Annotated in this window: 22 protein-coding genes and 1 tRNA gene; 16 read left to right on the top strand and 7 right to left on the bottom strand. The window is 64.0% G+C overall.

Going from position 1 to position 21564, the window contains the following annotated elements; all coding sequences use genetic code 11:
- Window positions 1-16: 16 nt before the first annotated feature.
- A tRNA-Leu gene (locus LB554_RS22020) sits at window positions 17-101 on the bottom strand.
- Window positions 102-279: 178 nt separating this feature from the next.
- Between LB554_RS22020 and LB554_RS22015 the strand changes: the two genes are divergently transcribed.
- Together LB554_RS22015 and LB554_RS22010 are read left to right on the top strand one after the other, a co-directional pair.
- On the top strand, window positions 280-864 hold the full coding sequence (locus LB554_RS22015; protein ID WP_224586938.1) for a YqaA family protein: 585 nt from the start codon (window positions 280-282) through the stop codon (window positions 862-864).
- Between the two features lie 85 nt (window positions 865-949).
- Window positions 950-1468, top strand: coding sequence for a disulfide bond formation protein B (locus LB554_RS22010; RefSeq protein WP_140720265.1), 519 nt, complete (start codon window positions 950-952; stop codon window positions 1466-1468).
- 157 nt (window positions 1469-1625) lie between these two features.
- On the opposite strand, the gene LB554_RS22005 is transcribed toward LB554_RS22010, so the two are convergent.
- Window positions 1626-2183: an HNH endonuclease gene (locus tag LB554_RS22005; protein WP_008874122.1), complete on the bottom strand. Its 558-nt coding sequence runs from the start codon at window positions 2181-2183 to the stop codon at window positions 1626-1628.
- A 128-nt stretch (window positions 2184-2311) separates the two neighbouring features.
- Entirely contained in the window at window positions 2312-2953 is a 642-nt protein-coding gene (locus LB554_RS22000) for a DNA-3-methyladenine glycosylase family protein (RefSeq protein ID WP_224586937.1), read from the bottom strand.
- A gap of 75 nt (window positions 2954-3028) precedes the next feature.
- Between LB554_RS22000 and gluQRS the strand changes: the two genes are divergently transcribed.
- Together gluQRS and LB554_RS21990 are read left to right on the top strand one after the other, a co-directional pair.
- Entirely contained in the window at window positions 3029-3904 is an 876-nt protein-coding gene (gluQRS, locus tag LB554_RS21995) for a tRNA glutamyl-Q(34) synthetase GluQRS (RefSeq protein WP_224586935.1), read from the top strand.
- A 137-nt stretch (window positions 3905-4041) separates the two neighbouring features.
- Window positions 4042-4944: a DMT family transporter gene (locus LB554_RS21990; RefSeq protein WP_140662803.1), complete on the top strand. Its 903-nt coding sequence runs from the start codon at window positions 4042-4044 to the stop codon at window positions 4942-4944.
- On the opposite strand, the gene LB554_RS21985 is transcribed toward LB554_RS21990, so the two are convergent.
- Window positions 4914-5765: a YihY/virulence factor BrkB family protein gene (locus LB554_RS21985; RefSeq protein ID WP_015315569.1), complete on the bottom strand. Its 852-nt coding sequence runs from the start codon at window positions 5763-5765 to the stop codon at window positions 4914-4916. The two genes, LB554_RS21990 and LB554_RS21985, sit on opposite strands and share 31 nt — an antisense overlap.
- A gap of 58 nt (window positions 5766-5823) precedes the next feature.
- On the opposite strand from LB554_RS21985, the gene LB554_RS21980 reads away from it, so the two are divergent.
- From LB554_RS21980 to LB554_RS21950, 7 genes are all read left to right on the top strand, one after another.
- On the top strand, window positions 5824-6690 hold the full coding sequence (locus LB554_RS21980) for an SDR family oxidoreductase (RefSeq protein ID WP_140787741.1): 867 nt from the start codon (window positions 5824-5826) through the stop codon (window positions 6688-6690).
- Between the two features lie 26 nt (window positions 6691-6716).
- Window positions 6717-6908: a twin transmembrane helix small protein gene (locus LB554_RS21975; protein ID WP_015315567.1), complete on the top strand. Its 192-nt coding sequence runs from the start codon at window positions 6717-6719 to the stop codon at window positions 6906-6908.
- Between the two features lie 18 nt (window positions 6909-6926).
- Window positions 6927-7508: a cob(I)yrinic acid a,c-diamide adenosyltransferase gene (locus tag LB554_RS21970; RefSeq protein ID WP_015315566.1), complete on the top strand. Its 582-nt coding sequence runs from the start codon at window positions 6927-6929 to the stop codon at window positions 7506-7508.
- A 31-nt stretch (window positions 7509-7539) separates the two neighbouring features.
- Entirely contained in the window at window positions 7540-8340 is an 801-nt protein-coding gene (locus LB554_RS21965) for a rhomboid family intramembrane serine protease (RefSeq protein ID WP_140712902.1), read from the top strand.
- A gap of 233 nt (window positions 8341-8573) precedes the next feature.
- A complete protein-coding gene (locus tag LB554_RS21960; RefSeq protein WP_140662808.1) occupies window positions 8574-9323 on the top strand; it encodes an electron transfer flavoprotein subunit beta/FixA family protein in 750 nt (249 codons plus the stop codon).
- A gap of 20 nt (window positions 9324-9343) precedes the next feature.
- A complete protein-coding gene (locus LB554_RS21955; RefSeq protein WP_140662810.1) occupies window positions 9344-10273 on the top strand; it encodes an electron transfer flavoprotein subunit alpha/FixB family protein in 930 nt (309 codons plus the stop codon).
- Between the two features lie 209 nt (window positions 10274-10482).
- Window positions 10483-11361 (top strand): 3-hydroxybutyryl-CoA dehydrogenase, encoded by an 879-nt coding sequence (locus tag LB554_RS21950; RefSeq protein WP_015315562.1) that lies wholly within the window; start codon window positions 10483-10485, stop codon window positions 11359-11361.
- A 12-nt stretch (window positions 11362-11373) separates the two neighbouring features.
- On the opposite strand, the gene LB554_RS21945 is transcribed toward LB554_RS21950, so the two are convergent.
- The 3 genes from LB554_RS21945 to LB554_RS21935 form a co-directional block, all read right to left on the bottom strand.
- The gene (locus LB554_RS21945) at window positions 11374-13356 is read right to left on the bottom strand and encodes a PAS domain S-box protein (protein WP_224586933.1); all 1983 of its coding nucleotides are present in this window, start codon (window positions 13354-13356) and stop codon (window positions 11374-11376) included.
- A 164-nt stretch (window positions 13357-13520) separates the two neighbouring features.
- Window positions 13521-14159, bottom strand: a complete 639-nt coding sequence (locus LB554_RS21940) for an NrsF family protein (RefSeq protein ID WP_224586931.1) — start codon at window positions 14157-14159, stop codon at window positions 13521-13523.
- 1 nt (window position 14160) lies between these two features.
- Window positions 14161-14712, bottom strand: coding sequence for a sigma-70 family RNA polymerase sigma factor (locus LB554_RS21935; protein WP_015315559.1), 552 nt, complete (start codon window positions 14710-14712; stop codon window positions 14161-14163).
- Between the two features lie 443 nt (window positions 14713-15155).
- Here LB554_RS21935 and LB554_RS21930 point away from each other — a divergent pair, with 443 nt between their 5' ends.
- The 5 genes from LB554_RS21930 (at window position 15156) to LB554_RS21910 (ending at window position 21527) form a co-directional block, all read left to right on the top strand.
- Window positions 15156-16205 (top strand): hypothetical protein, encoded by a 1050-nt coding sequence (locus LB554_RS21930; protein WP_224586929.1) that lies wholly within the window; start codon window positions 15156-15158, stop codon window positions 16203-16205.
- A 9-nt stretch (window positions 16206-16214) separates the two neighbouring features.
- Window positions 16215-17567, top strand: coding sequence for a hypothetical protein (locus LB554_RS21925; RefSeq protein ID WP_224586927.1), 1353 nt, complete (start codon window positions 16215-16217; stop codon window positions 17565-17567).
- 121 nt (window positions 17568-17688) lie between these two features.
- A complete protein-coding gene (locus LB554_RS21920) occupies window positions 17689-18696 on the top strand; it encodes an iron ABC transporter substrate-binding protein (RefSeq protein WP_140662818.1) in 1008 nt (335 codons plus the stop codon).
- Window positions 18697-18867: 171 nt separating this feature from the next.
- On the top strand, window positions 18868-20448 hold the full coding sequence (locus tag LB554_RS21915) for an ABC transporter permease (protein WP_411962644.1): 1581 nt from the start codon (window positions 18868-18870) through the stop codon (window positions 20446-20448).
- Complete coding sequence (locus tag LB554_RS21910; protein WP_224526232.1) at window positions 20445-21527, top strand: ABC transporter ATP-binding protein; 1083 nt, start codon at window positions 20445-20447, stop codon at window positions 21525-21527. Before LB554_RS21915 ends, LB554_RS21910 begins: the two co-directional genes overlap by 4 nt.
- Window positions 21528-21564 lie beyond the last annotated feature (37 nt).

Genomic DNA, 21564 nt, shown 5'->3' with positions numbered 1-21564 from the left:
CTCTGATTTTGAAGGATGGTGCCCCTAGCCGGGATCGAACCAGCACTCCTTGCGGAACTCGATTTTGAGTCGAGCGCGTCTACCAATTCCGCCATAGGGGCTCAGGCCGGGCGGCCTGGATGGGCGCGGACTATACGGTCGGAGGCCTGTTCGTCAACAGGCCAATTCCAAACCAGCCTCTGCCGCGACCAGACGGCACCTTTCCAATTTGTAAGACCGCAGCCATTGTGCAGCGCGAAAAACCTTTCTAGACAGACGGGCCGTTCCATAGGAGAGCCGATGCTTCGCGGACTGTATGACTGGGCCCTGTCGCTGGCGGCGCGCAAATCCGCCGAATGGTGGCTGGCCTTCATCGCTTTCGTCGAGAGCTCGGTGTTCTTCATACCGGCAGACGTTCTGTTCCTGCCCATGGCGCTGGCGCGCCCGGAACGCGCCTATCGCTACGCGCTGACCGCCACCGTTGCGTCCGTGCTGGGCGGCATCGCCGGCTGGCTGATCGGCTACTATGCCTACGACACAATAGCACGGCCGATCCTGGAGCACTTCGGCGGCCTTGCCACGTTCGAGAAGTGGCAGTCTTCCGGCACCGGGCTAATGCTGGTGCTGCTCGTCACATCCGGCGTTGCGCACCTGCCGCCGATCAAGGTGGTCACTATTCTGGCCGGCGCGCTCCACATCAACCTTGTTGTCTTCATCGTCTCGGCCATCATCGCGCGCGGCGCCCGCTTCCTGCTGCTGGCGTGGCTTTTGCGCCGCTATGGCGAGCCAATCCGCGAATTCATCGAAAAGCGCCTGGGCCTGATCGTCGGCGCCGCCGCTGTCGCCCTGATTTTGCTCTATATTCTGATCAAATACGCCCTCTGAGGTTTGATGCTTAAAACCGCGCAACGGTTTTGGCGGCGCGGCGAGCAGACCTTGCGGACGGCGAACACAACGGACGAAAGACGCCATGACAGCGACCATGAATGCCGATACCGGCCGCCAGCGGACACGCGCGGCCCTGTTTCTCGCCGTCGCGATGGCAGCGACCGTTGGCTCGGCGCTCGGCTTCCAGCACATTGGCGGCTACATCCCCTGCCACCTCTGCCTGGAACAGCGCACGCCGTATTACATCGGCGTGCCCTTGATGGTGCTGGCGGCGATAGCGTCGATGCTGCGCGCACCGGCATGGCTGACGCGCGGCCTGTTGGCCATTGGCGGCCTCTTGATGCTGTACGGGCTCTATCTCGGCGTCTATCACTCCGGCGTTGAATGGGCATGGTGGCAGGGCCCGGCCGATTGCACCGCGGGCGCCGGCCCGGTCGACACCGGCGGCAAGGGCGTCCTCGACGCGCTTGACAAATTCGTGCCGCCCTCCTGCGACAAGGCCGCCTTGCGCATTCTCGGCCTGTCGCTGGCCGGCTGGAACGCCATTGCCAGCCTTATCCTCGCCGCCGTCGCCTTCCGTGGCGCGCTGGCCCGCGATTGAGCTACAGAGCCGACGCGAGATCGTTCAAAGAATTCGGCAGGCTGAGTCGCATGGAGTGACTGTCGAGAACCGAAACGCAGCGGACATTTGGTCCGTGAACATCGGAAGCGCAGACAATTGCTCCAGACGGCCAACCTCCCGAATTCTTCGAACGAACTCAAGGCTCCAGTTCGACGTCCCAGTAGAGATAATCCATCCAGCTTTCATGCAGATGGTTGGGCGGGAACAGGCGGCCGTTATTGTGCAGATCATGCACCGTCGGCTGGTAGGGTTTCTGCAGCGGCCACATCTTGGCGTGAGCCGGCATCATGCCGCCCTTCCTCAGATTGCAGGGCGAACAGGCGGCCACGACATTCTCCCATGTCGTGGCGCCGCCGCGGTGACGCGGGATGACATGGTCGAAGGTCAGGTCCTCGGGGGTACCGCAATACTGGCACTGGAAACGGTCGCGCAGGAAGACGTTGAAGCGGGTGAAGGCCGGATGCCTGGACGGCTTCACATAGGCCTTCAGGCTGACCACGCTCGGCAGCTTCATCGAGAAGGTCGGCGAGGATACGGCGTGCTCGTATTCGGCCACTATGTTCACCCGGTCCAGGAACACCGCCTTGATGGCGTCCTGCCAGGACCAGAGCGACAAGGGGTAATAGCTGAGCGGACGGTAATCCGCATTCAGCACCAGCGCTGGAAGCCCATCCGGAGATACGGCAACCGTCACCTTGTTGACCTCCTAGTTCTAGAACCGTTCGGTGTGGATACTGTAAGCCTGACATGACAGGGATGTGAAGCGGATTGTCGCTGGCACGAAGCGCCAAAAACACATGATTTTTAGGCTTTCTTGCGGATTCAGGCCGGCGGTGCGGCGTCCCGGCCCCTGGTTTCGCGATAATAAGACCAGAAAAGCCGCGATGCGACACCTCGCCACGGGCTCCATGATTCGGCCAGCGCGATCAGTGTTTTCTCCGCTGGACGCGGGTCGATGCCGAAGGCATGGCCGACAGCGCTCTGCAGGGCGACGTCGCGCGCCGGGAAAATGTCGGGATGCCCGGCCGCAAACAACAGATACACTTCCGCCGTCCACGTACCGATACCGGGCACCGCCGTCATCCTGGCGATCGCCTCCATGGCATCGAGCGAACAGAGGTGATGCAGATCGAGCCCATCGGCCACGGCCTGGGCGACCGCGATCAGGCCGCGCTGCTTGGGCCGCGACAGGCCGGCCTCGCGAAACATGTCCTCGCCGGCGGCAAGGATCGCCCGCGGCGTCAGCGGATCGACGAGTTTCGTCAGCCGGCCGAAGATCGCATCGGCGCTCGCCCGCGACACCTGCTGCGAGACGATGATCGAGGCCAGGCTCCTGAAGCCCGGCTCCGAAAGCCTGAGCGGCACCTCGCCGGCCATGCCGCGCACTTTCCCCAGGCGCGGGTCGATGAGGCAAAGCGCGTCCAGCCCCCGCTCAACGTCGTCCAGTGTCGCGATGCGCTGCATGGTATCCTTGTCCGAAGATGTGCAGCAAGGTAGCAACCGCCAAAACCACAGCACAACCCGATTGCCGCTCGAGACATGACGCTCCTGACATTCCGCTTCGCGCCCAGCCCCAACGGCGAACTGCATCTGGGCCACGCCTATTCGGCGCTGCTCAACCAGAAGCTCGCAAATACCAGTGGCGGCCGCCTGCTGCTGCGCATCGAGGATATCGACACCACGCGCTGCACGCCGGAGTTCGAGGCGGGCATGATCGCCGATCTGAAATGGCTGGGCCTCGACTGGGAAAAGCCCGTGCGCCGCCAGTCCGAGCATTTTGCAGAATATGGAACGGTGCTCGGGCGCCTGATCCGCGAGGAACTCGTCTATCCCGCCTTCATGAGCCGCGGCGAGATACGTGCCTTCATCGCCGACGGCGAAAAGCGCGGGCGCGACTGGCCGCGCGATCCCGACGGTGTGCCGCTCTATCCCCCGGCCGACAAGGCGCTTTCGATGAAGGAACGCAACCGGCGGATTGCCGAGAATGCGCCCTTCGCCTGGCGGCTGGACGTCGGCGCCGCCATGGCGCGTGCCGGCAGGGACCTGGCATGGGCCGAATTCAGCGACGGGACGCTGTCCACGACGCGCTCCGTCGAGGCGCGTCCCCAGGATTGGGGCGACGTTATCGTGGCGCGCCGCGACGTCCCGACCAGCTACCACCTCGCCGTAGTCATCGACGATGCCCTGCAAGGCGTCAGCCATGTCGTGCGCGGACAGGACCTGTTTTCCGCGACCGGGGTGCAACGCCTGCTGCAGGAGATTCTGGGATTGCAGCCACCCGCCTATTTCCATCATCGGCTGATCCTCGGGCCGGATGGGCGAAAACTGTCGAAGAGCTTCAGGGATACGGGCCTTGCCGCCTTGCGCGACGCAGGCGCCTCGCCGGAGGAAGTCAGAAGGATGATTGGGCTCTGACAGGAGAAACGCTCTCCGGACACGCCACCCGTTCAACCTCCTTGACGCATGGATCAATCGTTTCGTTTTGCGCGCGGGGTTGAACAGGACTAGAGCATCCTCACGGTCAATTCTCACCAGCGCGGCGATCCCGGAAAATGTCCAGCATCAAGCGGTTCATCCCCGCCACCTTCGTTGTCCTGTGGGCGACCGGCTTCATCGGCGCGCGTTACGCCATGCCATGGGCGGAGCCGTTCACCTTCCTCGCCGCGCGTTTCGTGCTCGCCGCCATCCTGCTGGCCGTGCTGATGCTGGTGCTGGGCTCGAAACGAGCCACCCGCGAGGAGGCTCTGCATGCCACCGGCGCCGGCGTGCTGATGCATGGCATCTATCTCGGCGCCGTCTTCTGGGCCATCCATCGAGGCATGCCGGCCGGTTTTTCGGCCCTGATCGTCGGCCTGCAGCCGCTGATCACCGCGGTGCTTGCCGGCAAGTTTCTGGGCGAGGCCATCCTGCCGCGCCACTGGCTTGGCCTCGCTATCGGGCTGGTCGGCATCGTCATCGTGCTGTGGCCGAAACTCGGGGCGCTCGGTGGCGGCGTGACGGCGGCGACACTGGCCGCCTCGCTGGTCTCGGTGCTCGGCATGAGCGCCGGCACGATCTGGCAAAAGCGTTTTGCGTCCGGAGGCGACCTCGTGGCGGCCACCATGTGGCAATATGTCGGCGGCGCTTCGCTGATGATCCTGGCTTCGCTTGCCTTCGAAACCCAAACCGTCGTCATCAATGGCGAATTGGTCTTCGCCATGGGCTGGCTGCTGCTGGTGCTGTCGCTCGGCGCCATCTTTCTCCTGATGGTGATGATCCGTGACGGCGAGATGTCGAAAGTGGCCTCGTTGTTCTACCTGGTGCCGGCGGTGACGGCCGTCATCGCCTGGGCCTTGTTCAACGAGCAGCTCAATGCGCTGCAGATCGTCGGCATGGCCATCACCACTTTCGGCGTGGGCCTGGCAACCGCCCGAACAGGCAAACTTCAGCCGACCCGGGCACGCGCCTCTAGATAACGGCTGATCGCGGCGTTGAGCTCGCCGCCGAGGATGAAGATCGCCGAGACGATGTAGAGGAAGACCACCGCGATCATGATCGAGGCGAGACCGGCATAGGTCGTCACATAGGACGAGAAATGGTCGAGATAGGTGGCGAACATGGTCGAGCCGATAAGCCATGCGGCCAGTGTGAAGATGATGCCGGGTATCAGCGAGACGAAACGGCGCTTGCCGGCCGGCAGCCAGTAATGGACGGCAAACAGTCCGCCGATGATGACGGTTGAGGCGATGACGTACCGCCACAGCGTGATCGTGCCCGTATAGGGTTTGATCCATTCGAAATGGGCTTCCGCCAGCCGCGCCAGCAGGGGCGCGAACACCAGCAGCACGCTTATCGCCAGGAACCCGGCGGTAGCGATCAGCACGAAGAAGATGCTTTGCACCCGGCGATAGATGATGCCGCGCGTTTCCGTGACCCGATAGGCGCGGTTCAGCGAGGTGCGCAGCGCCTCGATGCCGTTGGAGGCAAAGTAGGCGGCAAGCAGCACGCCATAAGTCAACAGATCACTGCGCCTGACGGTCAGCACGTTCAGCACCTCGTGTGCGATCGGCTTGGCGATCTGGTCCGGCCAGGTGTCGAAGACCAGGTGCACGGCTGTGTCGGCAAAGGCCTGGGCACCAAGGAAGCTGCCCAGCGTCGTGGCGAAGATCAGGAATGGAAACAGCGCCATCAGCGAAGTGATCGCCAGATGGCTGGCCATCGCCCAGCCGTCATCGGTATTGAAGTGGCCGAGCGCGTCGTAGAGCACGCGGCGCAGGGCGACAATGTTCCGCAGCAAGGACGCGCGCTCCCCTCGATTGTCTCGACGCCGCGAATATGGGAAATGAATGCGGCAAATGGCAACCCTTCGTCAAACCCCGAATTCTCCAGCGGCAGAGTTGCGCACCATCATCGTCACCGGTGCATCTTCCGGCATAGGCGCCTATTGCACCCGTGCATTGAAGGCTGAGGGCTGGCGGGTGTTCGCGACGGCGCGCAAGCCGGAGGACATCGCCGCCCTCGAAGTCGACGGCGTCGAGGCTTTTTACCTCGACTATAGCGAACCGGACTCCATAGCCGCTCTGGCGGCGGCGGTGCTCGACCGCACCGGCGGCAGGCTCGACGCGCTGTTCAACAACGGCGCCTACGCGCAGGCAGGCGCCGTCGAGGATCTGCCCGTTGCGGCGCTCAGGGAGCAGTTCGAGGCCAATTTCTTCGGCTGGCACGACCTGACCCGCCGCCTGGTTCCGGTGATGCGACGCCAGGGCCACGGCCGCCTCGTCCATTGCTCGTCGATCCTCGGTCTCGTGCCTGTGCGCTTCCGCGGCGCCTATTCGGCCTCCAAGCATGCCTTGGAGGCCCTGATGCTGTGCCAGCGCCAGGAACTGGCCGGCAGCGGCATCCATGTCTCGCTGATCGAGCCGGGGCCGGTGAAATCGAAGATCGCCAGCAATGGCCTGCCCTGGTTCCTCAGGAATATCGACCATGAGAATTCCGCGCATCGCGCCGACTATGCCGCGCAACTGGAGCGCATGCGCGCCGGCGGCAGCCAATCGGCGCGGAAGCCCGGGCCTGAAGTGGTCCACAAGGTGCTTCGCCATGCACTTCTGTCGCGGCGCCCACGCCCGCACTATGTGGTAACAATGTCGGCCAGGATCGGCGCCATGCTTAAACGCATCCTGCCGGCCTCGATGCTCCACCGCCTGCTCGCCAAGCGCGCCTGAACAAGCAAAGAACTGGAAACGCAAAAATGGCCACTGCCTTCAACATCCTTGCCATTCTGGTCATGGCCGCCGTGGTGGTCGTGCTGATCAGGGGGCTCATCAACATGATGCGCGGCGGCTCCGGTGTGACCTCCAACAAGCTGATGCAGGCCCGCGTCCTGCTGCAGGCCGTGGCGCTGGCGCTGATCCTGCTGGCCGTGTATTTCACCCGCAAGTGAGGCTTTTCGGGAGGCGATGTGGTCAAGCTCAACAAGATCTACACCCGCACCGGCGATGATGGCACTACGGGCCTTGGCACTGGTGAGCGGCGGCTGAAATCCGATCTCAGGGTGGACGCCTACGGCACGGTCGACGAAGCCAATGCCTGCATCGGCATGGCTCGCGTGCATACCGAACAGAGCTACCAGGCGATCGACGCCATGCTCTCGCGCATCCAGAACGATCTCTTCGACCTCGGCGCCGATCTCGCCGTGCCTGATGACGGCAAGCCGCTTGGCTACGAGCCGTTGCGCATCGTTGCCACGCAGACCGACCGTGTCGAGCACGACATCGACGTCCTCAACAAGAAGCTCCAGCCGCTGAAATCCTTCGTGCTGAACGGCGGCACGCCGGCAGCGGCGGCGCTTCATCTCGCCCGCACGGTGGCACGGCGCGCCGAGCGGCTGATGGTCGCCCTGGCTCAGGACCCGGCCGAACACGTCAACCGCGACGGGCTGAAATACATCAACCGCGTCTCGGATTTCCTGTTTGTCGCCGCCCGGGCGGTCAATGACAACGGAAATGCCGACGTGCTATGGGTTCCCGGCAAGAACCGCTGAACGGACCAGAGGCGGGAGGGGCCGGCGACCGATGTTCATCCCGCTTTACGACACCAACAGGCTGCGCCACATCAGGCTGCAATATGTGACCATCGGTCTGATTGTCGCCAACGCCGTGATCTATTGCGCCACGGCGCTCGGCGGCGAGAACTTCACCAATGCCGCCGTGCTTGGCCTCGGCTTCATCCCGTCCGTCGTTCACGACACGGCCGAACTCGACCCCCGCTTTGTCATCATCCCCGAGAGCCTGAGCTATCTCACCTATTCCTTCCTGCATGCCGATATTTTCCATCTCGGCGGCAACATGCTGTTCCTTTGGGTTTTCGGCGACAATGTCGAGGACGCGCTCGGCCACATCCGCTACCTGATCTTCTATCTGCTGTGCGCCATCGCCGGAGCCGCCTTCCAGGGGCTGGTCGCCTGGGATTCGCAGGCGCCGTTGATCGGCGCGTCGGGTGCCATCGCCGGCGTGGTCGTCGCCTACCTGATCCTCTATCCCAGGGTGAAGGTGTGGGTGCTTGCCTTCGCCCGCATCCCTTTGCGCATTCCAGCCTTTATCCCGCTCATCCTGTGGGTGCTGTTCCAGATCGTCATGTTCGCGGCCGGCGGCGAGGATCAGATATCCTGGGCCTGCCACATCGGCGGCATCATTGCCGGCGCGGTTCTGGTGCTGGTCCTGCGCAGCCGCGGCGTGCCGCTGTTCGCACCCGCCGACGAGGATGCCGTGGTACCTACTCCTGAACAGCCGCCGGTGGTCGGCGAACCAGCGGCGCCCCAAACGGCCGCCACCACGACGCGCTGGGGACGTGGAAACCCTTCTGGCCCAAACTGAACCGATTTGAGCGGCTTTCAGCGTATTGACGGCACGGGTTGCCACAATTACGGAAACGTCTCCGCCGCGGCCCAAGGCGTTTAAGGAGCAGCCAGGGCGGGCAAAGACCAGAATTTCCATCCGGCCAGAATTCCGTCTGGCCGGAATTCAGTCAGGAATGTCGGCTTTCGACAACTCAGAAGGGGCGCAGGCTGCTATAGCGCGCCCAACTAGCGTGAAGAGGTGACAGGCAAATGAAGATCCTTGTGCCCGTGAAGCGGGTTGTGGACGCGAACGTCAAGGTGCGCGTGAAGGCTGATGGTTCGGCGGTGGAGCTGGCCAACGTCAAGATGGCGATGAACCCGTTCGACGAGATCGCGGTGGAAGAGGCGATCCGGATCAAGGAAGCCGGCAAGGCCGAAGAGATCATCGTCGTGTCGATCGGTCCGCAGCAGGCGCAGGAAACCTTGCGCACCGCACTCGCCATGGGCGCCGACCGCGCCATCCTGGTCAAGACCGACGAACAGACCGAGCCGCTGGGCGTCGCCAAGGTGCTGAAGGGCGTCGTCGATGCGGAACAGCCAGGCCTTGTCATTCTCGGCAAGCAGGCGATCGACGACGATTCCAACCAGACCGGCCAGATGCTGGCGGCCCTGCTCGGCTGGGCGCAGGGCACCTTCGCCTCCAAAGTCGTGATCGAGGGCGATCATGCCAAGGTGACGCGCGAAGTCGACGGCGGCCTGCAGACGGTGGAGCTGAAGATGCCGGTGATCGTCACCGCCGACCTTCGCCTCAACCAGCCGCGCTATGCTTCGCTGCCCAACATCATGAAGGCCAAGAAGAAGCCGCTCGACGAGAAGAGCCCGGCCGATTACGGCGCCGACGTCAAGCCACGCCTCAAGGTCATCAAGACCGAGGAGCCGAGCGGCCGCAAGGCGGGTGTCAAGGTCAAGAGCGTCGCCGAACTGGTCGACAAGCTCAAGAACGAAGCCGGCGTGCTCTGAGATCGGAAGGAACAGACAACATGGCAATTCTCCTCATCGCTGAACACGACAACGCCACCCTTTCCGACCAGACCGCCAAAGCGCTTTCGGCCGCCCTGCAGATCGGCTCGGACGTTCATGTGCTGGTGGCCGGCAAAGGCGCCAAGGCTGCCGCCGACGCAGCAGCGAAACTGAAGGGCGTGAGCAAGGTGCTGCTCGCCGAAGCCGACGAACTCGCCGAGCGCCTGGCCGAGCCGACGGCGGCACTGGTCGTCTCGCTGGCTGGCGCCTACGACACGGTCATCGCGCCGGCGACGTCGGCCGGCAAGAACATCGCGCCGCGCGTGGCGGCCCTGCTCGATGTCGCGCAGGTCTCCGAGATCATCGAAGTGGTCTCGCCCGATACCTTCAAGCGGCCGATCTATGCCGGCAACGCCATCCAGACGGTGCAGTCGAGCGACGCCAAGAAGGTCATCACCGTGCGCACCGCCTCCTTCCAGGCCGCGCCCGACGGTGGCTCGGCTTCGGTCGAGACGGTCAATGCGGCAGCCAATCCCGGCCTGTCCACCTTCGTCGAGAACAAGCTGTCGGAGACCGACCGTCCGGAGTTGACCTCGGCCAAGATCATCATCTCGGGCGGCCGCGCGCTCGGTTCCTCGGAGAAATTCCAGGAAGTCATCCTGCCGGTCGCCGACAAGCTCGGTGCCGCCGTCGGCGCCTCCCGCGCCGCCGTCGATGCCGGGTACGCGCCGAACGACTGGCAGGTCGGCCAGACCGGCAAGGTCGTCGCCCCCGATCTCTACATCGCGGTCGGCATCTCCGGCGCCATCCAGCACCTTGCCGGCATGAAGGATTCCAAGGTCATCGTCGCCATCAACAAGGACGAGGAAGCGCCGATCTTCCAGGTTGCCGACTACGGCCTCGTCGGCGACCTCTTCGTCATCCTGCCGGAGTTGCAGAAGGCGCTTTGACGCTTCCGCGCAACCGTATTAAATTGCGAAGGGTGGGGTAGACGAAGTCGCCCCACCCTTTTAGTTTGCACCGCACAATAAGCAGGCCACAAAGGCTGAAAGCAATTCCAGCAGCAGTGCGCAGGGGTTTTTGCGCCGGGAATTGCGGGAAAACAAAGAGATGGGGCGGTTCGCGATCCAGCGAAAAACGCTCCGGACGGGATCGGGTAATGAGCAAGATCGAGACGATCGGCATCATTGGTGCGGGCCAGATGGGCGGCGGCATCGCCCACGTCTCCGCGCTTTCGGGCTATAAGGTGCTGATCTACGATATATCGCCCGACCGCATCGAGAAGGGCATTGCCACAATCAGCGGCAACATGGCCCGTCAGGTGGGGTCCGGCAAGCTCGACGAGAAGCTGCGCAATCAGGCGATGGCACGCATCGCGTCGGCACCGACGATGGCCGATCTCGCCGGCGCCGATCTGGTGATCGAAGCGGCGACCGAGGACGAAACCGTCAAGCGCAAGATCTATGCGCAGCTCTGTCCTCAGCTCAATCCCGAAGCGATCCTGGCGACCAACACCTCGTCGATTTCGATCACACGGCTAGCTGCCCAGACCGACCGGCCGGAGCGGTTCATCGGCATACATTTCATGAACCCGGTACCGCTGATGAAGCTGGTCGAACTGGTGCGCGGCATCGCCACCGAGGACCAGACCTTCGAGGCGGCCAAGACCTATGTGAAGCAGCTCGACAAGACGATCACCGTCTCGGAAGATTTCCCGGCCTTCATCGTCAACCGCATCCTTCTGCCGATGATCAACGAAGCGATCTACACACTCTATGAGGGCGTCGGCTCGGTCGATGCCATCGACACCGCCATGCGGCTCGGCGCCAACCATCCGATGGGACCGCTGCAGCTTGCCGATTTCATCGGCCTGGATACCTGCCTGTCGATCATGCAGGTGCTGCATGACGGCCTGTCGGATTCGAAGTACCGGCCTTGCCCGCTGCTGGTCAAATATGTCGAGGCCGGCTGGCTCGGCCGCAAGACCGGGCGCGGCTTCTACGATTATCGCGGCGAGCATCCCGTTCCGACGCGCTGACGTGATTGCCGCTCACGAGGCCGCGGCGAGTGGCTTGGGCGGTTCTGACCTGTCATCGTCGCTGACCTTGCCGTCCGGCGCCACCGAAACGCATCCCCGGCCGGCGGCCTTGGCTGCATAGCAAGCGGCGTCGGCCCTTGCGATGATCTCGTCGACTTCGCCGCAATTGGCGCAGATCGCGGTCAACCCGATGCTGGCGCCGATCCCGTGCGGCCGGCCATCCCAGGTGAAGTTCAGGCCCGCTATCGCATCGATGATGGAACGCGCCGCGATCCTCGCGTCGGTGGTGGAAGCCGATTTCAGGATCACGGCGAATTCGTCGCCACCCAGGCGCGCGACGATGTCTTCAGGACCAAGCACGCCGCGCAGGGCGTCAGCGACCCGCTTCAGCAGGGCGTCTCCGGCAGCGTGACCTCCCGTGTCGTTGACCAGCTTGAAATGGTCGAGGTCGATGAACATGAACTGATGGCGGCCCCCTGTCGTCGTGCCGTCCTTGCGCGCCTGATCGACCATCCCCTCCATGGCGCGGATGAAGCTCGAGCGGTTGGCAAGGCCCGTCAGTGCGTCGTGCGCGGCGGCATGGGCAAGCTGTCGCTGCAGGGCACGCGCATCGGTGAAGTCCTGGAAGACGATCACCAGACCGCAGAATTCGTTGCGTTCGTTGAGGATCGGCGACACGACCTGGCGGATGCTGCAGCGCGTGTCGTCGCGGCGGATGAGGACCGCGCGGCTGTTCTGGTCGGAGCGCGCCTCTTCGCCTGTCACCGGCCGCGTCATCCCGATCCTGTGGCCGGTCTCCTCGTCGACTGCCCAGTAGACATGGCTCAGCGTCTTGCCCAGCGCATCGTCACTGGAAACGCCGGTCAACTTTTCGGCCACCGGGTTCATGAAAGTGACGCGGTTCGCGGCATCGGTGCAGATGACGGCATCCCCGATCGATTGCAGCGTCACCCTCAGCCGCTCCTTCTCGTCGGCCAGCATCGCCGCCGAGACGATGAGCCGTTCTTCGGCCTGCTTTCGCCGGGTGATGTCCATCAAGCTGCCGATCGCTCTGACCAGGTGTCCGTCCGCATCGCGCTCGATGGCCTTGCCGCGGTCGAGGATCCAGATCCAGCGGCCGTCCTTGTGGCGCATGCGGAACTCGGCTTCGAAAAATTCCGTCTCGCCGGCGAGATGGGCGCGATCGGCCTCCGCGACCGTGGCGCGATCGTCTGGATGGATCATCGTCAGCCAGCGATCGGGGTCACCATCGAGCTCGCCATCCCCGTAGCCCAGCATCTTGACCCAGGTAGAGGAATAGGTGGTGCCCCCCTTGCGCATGTCGAAATCCCAGACACCTTGACCGGCGCCGGCCAGCGCGAAGTTCCAGCGCGTTTCGGCCTCTGTGATGCGCGCCTCGGCCTGTTTGCGCGCGTCGATGTCCTCGATCTGCGAGACGAGATAGAGCGGCCGGCCGCTTTTCTCGTCGCGAATAACCGAGCCGGCAAGATGAGCCCAGACGGGTGTGCCGTCCTTCTTGAGATAACGCTTCTCGAAGTGGAAGGCATCGACGGTGCCCGCCTTCAGGCCGGCCATCGTTTCGCTGCCGATCTGCACATCGTCGGGATGCGTGAGCTGGAAGAAGGTCAGTGCCTCGATCTCGTCGCGGCTGTAGCCAAGCATGGCGGCAAAGGCCGGATTGGTCTGGAGAATACGCCCGTCGAGACCGACGATAGCGATGCCGATCGCCGAGTCCTCCATGGCCCGGCGGAACCGCTGCTCGCTGTCCGTGATCTGCCGTCGATCCTCCGAGATTCGACCGATGAACAGATAGGCCGCGAAAAGCGCGCAGACCGTCACAGCGACCGATATTTGGAGGCAAAGTCTGAGGGCTTGCGCGCCAAGGTCCAGCCCTGACAGCACAAGCGAGGCGGCCACTACGGCCAGACCGGCCACAAGCAGCGCCAGAGCTGCATGCTTGTGCCGTCCCGGCCCGATGATACCTCGCAATGTCACGATTCGTGCCACCCCCGTGGGCAATCGCTTTTTCCCGTTAAAACCCTGAAGGATCGATTTTAAGGAAAGGTTGCGCCCAGGGCATAGGCGACATGGAAAACCGGCAGACAATTGCCGGCATGATTAAGGATCGGTATTCACGGGGTGTAGGCGTGGGTATCCTGCTACCAGCGCACGAAAAACCGCCCGCCGAGCGCGCCAAGCAGAGCGAGAGCCGCGATGGCGATCGTGTACCAGGTGGCAACGAAAAGCGGCGAATCGTCGAAGCAGTGCGCCGCGTAGAAAGTCGCCGCCAGCCCGCCGGCAAGCAGCCCCGCGACCGCGCCGGCAAGCACCGGCCGTGTCGGCGCGCCATAGCGCAGCATCCACAGGAAGATGGCCAGCGGGCCGATGCCGATCAGCGGGATGAAGCCCATGCAGATCATCATGTTCGAGCCGATCATGCGCGTGCCCCACAGGGCCTGCGGCACCATGAAGAGCTCCAGCACCACGGCTAGCGCGACCAGCAGCGGCGCCGCGATCATCGCCGCCATAGCCCGGCCTGTCGCCGCGCCCGGCGTCGACAGGGCACGGATCAGGGCAAAGGCGCTGATGGCGAGCACGATGGTGAAAACGAATTTGGACAGGAAACGCACCGTGTGCGCGGCCACCATGAAATCGGGGCGCGGCCCGATCGTCATCATGAAGACAGCCGCCGCGACCAAGGCGGCCGCGCCAGCCGCCAGCCACCAGGCCGAGCGCAATGGCATCGCCTTGCTGCGGGCATCGGCGTCGAGCGCCTTGATGAGATCGTCGGTCTTCATGTCATTCCCGCCCGAACCGCCCCTGCCCGAATCGCCTGGCTATGGCGGTAAGTCCCCGGTGCAGCGACACCCGCACCGCCGTCTCGCTGATGCCGAACTTAGCCGCCGTCTCGCCGATCGAGCGGCCCTCCACGGATACTGCTGAAACCACGGAACGCTGTGCCGGCGGCAGCCCGTCGAGCGCCCGGTTGATGTCCCGCTCGCTGACGGTTTCCGTTTCGGGCTCGGCGAACGTCTCGGCGATGTCGTCGACATCGATCTCGATGCGCCGTCCGCGCCGCCGGAACGCATCGATCAGCTTGAAACGGGCAATCGCATAGACCCAGGGCAGCACCGGCGCGTCCTGGCGCCAGGTGTGCCGTTTCACATGAATGGCCAGCAAGGTTTCCTGCACGACATCCTCGGGATCGACCCCGCCCTGCACGATCTTGCGCCTGACGAAACCGCGCACCAGCGCGGCAATCCGGTGCAGAAAGTCGGCATAGGCCTTTTCATCCCCCGCGATCGCGGCCCGCATCAGCCGGGAAAGCTCGGCCTCGTCCTTGCCGCTCACAAGAGTTCACTCCCCGATCTTCGCGCCTCGGCACTGATTTGTTACGTGGCCGGCGAAATAATGTCCAAGCCAAACTACGGGCAAATCACGAAAGTTTGCGGGATGGCTCGCTAAATTCCCGGACGGGTTCTCTGGTTCCCAGCTCATGCGTGAGGAGCGGCGCGGGACCAACCTTTGATTGACGTAAGGTAAACCCTTCTGTAGCGTCAAGGGATCGGAGGGCGGCCGAAATGGATTTCATTGAACGCATTTTTGGATTTTCTCCCGACAATGGCTCGGGAACTTTCGAGAGCAGCCTTGTCATTGCGGCCATAGTCCTTGTCGCCGCCGTCTACTTCTACAGAAGACAGGGATCACTGAAGAAATAGCCTCTGGACAACCGGCGGAGACAGGTCCGCCAGGAAAACATTACCGTTGCGTCCTCTCAGCGTGGGAAACACGACATGGCAGGATCTCTGGTCAACCACATCAGAACCGCGGCCTTGCTGTTGTTCGCCGCCGAATTCTGGAAGCGTCTGGCCACCGGGCTGAAGGTGCTGTTTGCCACGATATGCAGGCTGCTTTGCCGGCTGGCCAAGGGCCAGCGGCTGCCCAGCCCGGCGCAGAACGATTGCTGCATCCAGCTGCCGCCCGACATCTACAAGCGCGCCGATCCTCTTCTCTATGCACAGTACTATCTGATGGCGCAGGGGCTCGCGGTCACCTGGGACAACCCCGACATCGACATTTTCGACGGCACCCTGCCGGTCAGCGGCGCGCTTCAGCCAGCACATGCATATCGCGTTCGCGTGCGCGTCTGGAACGGGTCCTATGACGCCCCCGCGGTGGGCGTCGGGGTGGCACTGTCCTACCTGTCATTCGGCGCCCAAACCATTTCCCGTCCGATCGCCAACGTCGCCATCAATCTCGGAGCCAAGGGCACGATCGATTGCCCTGCCTATGCCGAGTTCAGTTGGACCACGCCCGCCACCGGCGGCCACTACTGCCTGCAGGCACAGCTTTCCTGGGGCGACGACGCCAACCCCGGCAACAACCTTGGCCAGAAGAACGTCAACATTGCCGAGATGCGCTCACCGGCGAAGTTCGTCTTCAGCGTGCGCAACGAGGCCTCGGTCGTCCGGCGTTTCCAGATCGAGGCGGACTGCTACGCTCTGCCGAAGCTGCGGCCATGTATCCCGCCACGCGGCCAGGGTCGAGACGAGCGCACGGACACCCCACAGCCGCGGCTCGCCGAAAGCAAGGCGCGCTGGGCCGAGGCCCTCGAGGAACAGGCGTATGGCCGGTTTCCCGTGCCGGACGACTGGTCGGTCAGGATCGTCCCAAGAACGCTTTTGCTGCAGCCGCGCCAGCTGACCGAGATCGCTGTCGAAATCGAACCGAAGGACACCGCGTTCCGCGGCTCAAAGACCTTCAACGTCCACGTCTTCACGATCGGCGAGAGTGGATCGCGCACCATGACCGGCGGCGTGACGCTCACCGCCACGAAAGGCTGAGGCGCTCCGATGGCTTACAAGCACTATACGAGCTGCTTTCTCTATCCGGTCGGTGGCAAGCCCTACAACGAGGACGATCGGCTGGCTTTCCTCGCCGGCCAGGCGCTGCAGATCATCGTGATCACCGGGCTGGCGGCCGCCTTCGGCCTGCTGCTGGGGCCGGTCGGTGCGGCACTTGCCGCGGCAATCGCATTTCTGGCGTCCGCCACCGCGACGATCGACAAGGCCGCCGGGGAATGGCTCAACCACCGCCTGGTCTGCCTCGACAAGGACAATCCGAAATGCGCCGTCGGCATCGTCTCCTACAATCCGTTCCGCAGCGATCTCGGCGCCTTCGACAACGACCAGTATTTCGACGTCATACTGATGCCGCATCCGACGACCGAAATTCTCAACGCCGAGACCAACGAGGCGGCCTTGGCGGCGGCCAATCGCTACAATGCCGACGGCACCATCGTGGCGGAATTCGCCGCCAGCGTCGCGGCCCATCCGGCCAACGATATTCTCAATGACGGCTTTCAGGGTCATGAGTTGCTGTTGCCACGCGACGACCTAAAGACGGATCTGGGCTACGCACCGGCCGACGATCATGCCCGCTGGGGCCTGCACTGCGAGGCCGAGGGCGACTTCTGGATCAAGATGCGCCAATGGGCGCCGGCCATCGTCATCCTGCTGACGGCGGCCCTGGTCGTCACGGTGGCCGCGGCGGCCGCCGGCGCCAGTGCCGGAGCGGCTGTCGGCTGCGCCATAGGATCGTTCTTCCTGGGTGCGCTGGGCTGCGCCATCGGCTCGTTCCTGGGAGGATTGCTCGGAGCGGCCATTGGCGGCGCCATTGGCGGAGCGGCATCCTATTTCGGCGGGGTCAAGCCGGTCCTGCAGGGATTGTTCAACTGGAACCCCGGCAATGTCGAGGACGCCAATGTCGGCGACAAGGCGCTCGGTCCCATCAGGATGGGCGATCATGTCGCCGTCCTCGGCGAACATGTCTATGACGGCTACCACAAGGGCTGGCACGAGTTTCATCCGCTGATGGCGGTGGTCAAATTCGATGCGGCCGCCAGTGTCGACGCGAAACACTATCTGCAGTGGGATCCGGACTTTGCCGACACGGGCACGGTTCCGCCCAAACCGCCGGGCGAGACCACCGACCTGTCCGCGCAGGATATCCGTGACGGGCTTGGCAGCGCAGCGTTCCGGACGCGCTGCGACAATTTGCGCAGGACCTGGTGCGCCATGCTGAACGAAGCGTTCGATCCCGAGACCAAACGAACACAGCAGGGGCTGGACCAGCGGTGGACCATTCATCCCATGGTCGATGGCTGCATCCCGCAGGAGCAGCCACCAGCCCCGCATATCGGGTGATGCCATCGGCGTCCGACACGCGAAACCGTGATGATGCCCGTCGTCTTTCAATCTTGACTAGTGTATTCATGAATTGGTACTCGGACGCACCCCAGTGCGGGACAACCCGAGGAGTACCCTTATGAAATCCCCCCTTCTTGCCCTTGCCAGCGTAGCCGCGCTTGCAATCAGCCTCGCCGCTGGTCCGGCGACGGCCGAAGATGCCGGCATCGTCGTCTATAACGCCCAGCATGAAAGCCTGGCGAAGGAATGGGCGGAAGGGTTCACCAAGGAAACGGGGATAAAGGTCACCTTGCGCAACGGCGGTGACAGCGACTTCTCCAACCAGATCGTCGCCGAAGGTGCTGCCTCGCCCGCCGACGTGTTCCTGACGGAAAATTCGCCGGCCATGGTGCTGGTCGAGAATGCCGGCCTGTTCGCGCCGGTCGACGCCGATACGCTGGCTCAAGTCCCGCAAGACTATCAGGCCACCAGCGGCAAATGGGTGGGCGTGGCCGCGCGCAGCACCGTGTTTGCTTATAACACCACCAAGCTCAAGGCAGACCAGCTGCCCAAGTCGATGCTCGATCTCGCCGACCCGAGCTGGAAGGGCCGCTGGGCGGCTTCACCTTCCGGCGCCGATTTCCAGGCCATCGTGAGCGCTTTGCTGCAGCTCAAGGGCGAGCCCGCCACGGCCGACTGGCTGAAGGCGATGAAGGAGAACTTCACCGCCTACAAGGGCAACAGCACCGTGATGAAGGCGGTCAATGCCGGTGAGATCGAAGGCGGCGTGATCTACCACTACTACTACTTTGGCGATCAGGCCAAGACCGGCGAAAACTCCAAGAACGTCGCGCTGCACTATTTCAAGAACCAGGATCCGGGCGCTTTCGTATCGGTTTCCGGCGGCGGCGTGCTGGCCTCGAGCAAGCATCCCAAGGAAGCCCAGGCCTTCCTGAAATGGGTGACCGGCAAGGGCGGCCAGGACGTTCTGAAGAACGGAACCTCCTTCGAATACGCGGTCGGCAAGGGCGCGCAGTCCAATCCGAAGCTGGTGCCACTGGCCGACCTGCAGGCGCCGAAGGTCGATGCCACGACGCTGAACTCCAAGAAGGTCACCGACCTGATGACGGCAGCCGGCTTGCTTTAGTTGCCGTTCTTCCTAATAAGGACGTCAGATCGTGCTCCCGCGGGAATTCACCTTTCGCGGGAGCGTTTTGTTTCGAGATGCATTCGTCCATGACGACACGCTTCGTTCCTGACCGCGACCGTGGTCCCATGATTGCCTCTGCCGCGTCGCAACGGTATGGCGCCTGAACTGATGCAGTCCGCGGTCGATCTCGCGCGTCCCGGCCTGCCGTCCAAAATGCGTCGACGGGCGCAGCGGCGGGCGGCGCCTTGGCTTGTCGCCGCCGCCATATTTGTCTCCTTGCTGGCGCTGCTGCCGCTCGCTTTCATCATCTGGGTCGCGGTGCAGACCGGCTGGGAGACGGTCTCGGCACTGGTCTTTCGGCCGCGTGTCGGCGAACTGCTGGTCAACACCGGCCTGCTCGTCCTGCTGGCGGTGCCGATCGCCATCACCTTGTCGGTTACGCTTGCCTGGCTGACGGAACGCAGCGACCTGCCCGGTGCCCGGCTCTGGTCCTGGCTCTGCGTGGCGCCGCTCGCCATCCCCGCTTTCGTGCACTCCTATGCCTGGATCACCCTGGTGCCCGGGCTGCACGGCCTGTGGGCTGGCGTGCTGGTGTCCGTCATCGCCTATTTCCCTTTCCTCTATCTGCCGGTGTCGGCGGCCCTGCGCCGTCTCGATCCCGCTCTCGAGGACGCGGCCGCGGCACTTGGCCATGGACCCTGGCGCGTGTTCTGGCGCGTCGTGCTGCCGCAGCTCAGGCTCGCAATATGCGGCGGCTCGCTGTTGGTCGGCCTGCATCTGCTGGCCGAATATGGCCTCTATGTCTTCATTCGCTTCGACACCTTCACGACCGCGATCGTCGATCAGTTCCAGTCGACCTTCAACGGCCCGGCCGCCAACATGCTGGCCGGCGTGCTGGTGACCTGCTGCTTCGTGCTGCTCGGCCTCGAAGTGCTGGTCCGCGGCGAGGAGCGTTATGCCCGTGTCGGCTCCGGTGCCGCGCGATACCAGCAACGAATGAACCTCGGCCGCGCCACCCTGCCCAGCTTGCTGCTGCTCGCCGTCACCACACTGCTGGCGCTTGGCGTTCCGTTCGTGACCATCGGGCGCTGGCTCGCCGCCGGCGGCGCCGATGTCTGGCGCTTCGACGAGATCGGCCTGGCACTCGGCCAGACGCTGTTCCTGTCCCTCGCTGGCGCCCTGCTTGCCACTGTCGCGGCCATGCCGATGGCCTGGATCTCTATCCGCGCGCCGGGTCCGTTGCAGCGCTTGCTCGAGGGATGCAATTACATCGTCGGCTCGCTGCCCGGGGTCGTGATCGCGCTGGCACTGGTCACCATCACGGTGCGCATCGCACTGCCGCTCTACCAGACCTTGTTCACTATCCTGGTCGCCTATGCACTGATGTTCCTGCCGCGCGCGCTGGTCAGCCTGCGTGCATCGATCGCGCAAGCGCCGGTCGAGCTCGAACGCGCCGCGTCCAGCCTCGGCCGGCGGCCGCTCAATGCGCTGTGGTCGACGACGATCCGCCTGTCGGCGCCCGGTGCGGCGGCCGGCATGGCCCTGGTGGCGCTCGGCATCATGAACGAACTGACCGCGACCCAGATGCTGGCGCCGAACGGCACCCGCACACTGGCCATGGCGTTCTGGTCCTACAGCAGCGAGATCGATTACGCCTCGGCGGCTCCTTACGCCTTCATCATGGTGGCGATGTCGCTGCCCCTGACCTGGCTGCTCTACGTCCAGTCGAAGCGGATGGCAGGACGATGAGCTTTCTCGAACTCGGTAATCTGCACAAGCACTACGGCCCGGTAGCCGCACTGGCCGGCGTCAACCTGAACGTCGCCAGCGGCAGCCGCACGGCGATCGTGGGACCTTCCGGCTGCGGCAAGACGACCTTGCTGCGGCTGATCGCCGGCTTCGAGGCGCCTGACCAAGGCCGCATCGTACTCGACGGGCAGGTGCTGGCCAATGGCGGCGCCGCTGTCCCGGCGCATCGCCGCGGCATCGGCGTGGTGGCGCAGGACGGCGCCCTGTTCCCGCATCTGACCATCTCGGACAATATCGGCTTCGGCATGGCACGGGACGACGACAAGCGCGCCGAGCGCATCGTCGAACTTGCCTACATCGTGGGACTCGACAAGGCGATCCTTAAACGCCGCCCGCACGAGCTCTCCGGCGGCCAGCAGCAGCGCGTGGCGCTAGCCCGGGCCATGGCGATGAAGCCGCGGCTGATGCTGCTCGACGAGCCGTTCTCGGCACTCGACACCGGCCTGCGCGCCTCGATGCGCAAGGCGGTGGCCGAACTTCTGGAGGCGGCCGGCATCACCACCATCCTGGTGACGCACGATCAGGCCGAGGCACTCTCCTTCGCCAGCCAGGTGGCGGTAATGCGCGATGGGAAATTTTCCCAGGTCGGCACGCCGCGCGAGCTCTATCTCAAGCCAAAGGACAGGATGATCGCCGAGTTCCTCGGCGACGCCATCATCCTGCCGGCGAGCATTTCGGGCGGCTTCGCCAGTTCGCCGCTGGGCCGCATCGCCGTCGACGCGCCGGACAGCCGCGATGTCGCCCGTATCATGCTGCGGCCGGAACAGATCGGCCTGAAACGCACCTCGCGCGAGGGCATGTCGGGCACATCGGACATGCCGTTCGGCGAGGTGACGGAATCGGAATTCGCCGGCTCGACATGCACGATCGCGGTGCGGCTCCTGAACAATTCCGATCCGCCCGACGCCGCGGCCATCGGCGGCACGCCGCTGATCCTGCGCAAATCCGGCATGGACGCGCCGGCGGTCGGCGAGATCGTGCGGCTGACCGTATCGGGCAAGGCGCACGTCTTCGCCTGAGCCCGACGATTTTAAGCCCTTGAACCAAAGCGAAGTG

The sequence above is a fragment of the Mesorhizobium sp. CO1-1-11 genome (assembly GCF_020164995.1).
Lineage (GTDB): Bacteria > Pseudomonadota > Alphaproteobacteria > Rhizobiales > Rhizobiaceae > Mesorhizobium > Mesorhizobium australicum.
The sequence above is the reverse complement of the archived record's forward strand: the minus strand, read 5'-3'. Positions and strand labels throughout refer to the sequence as shown.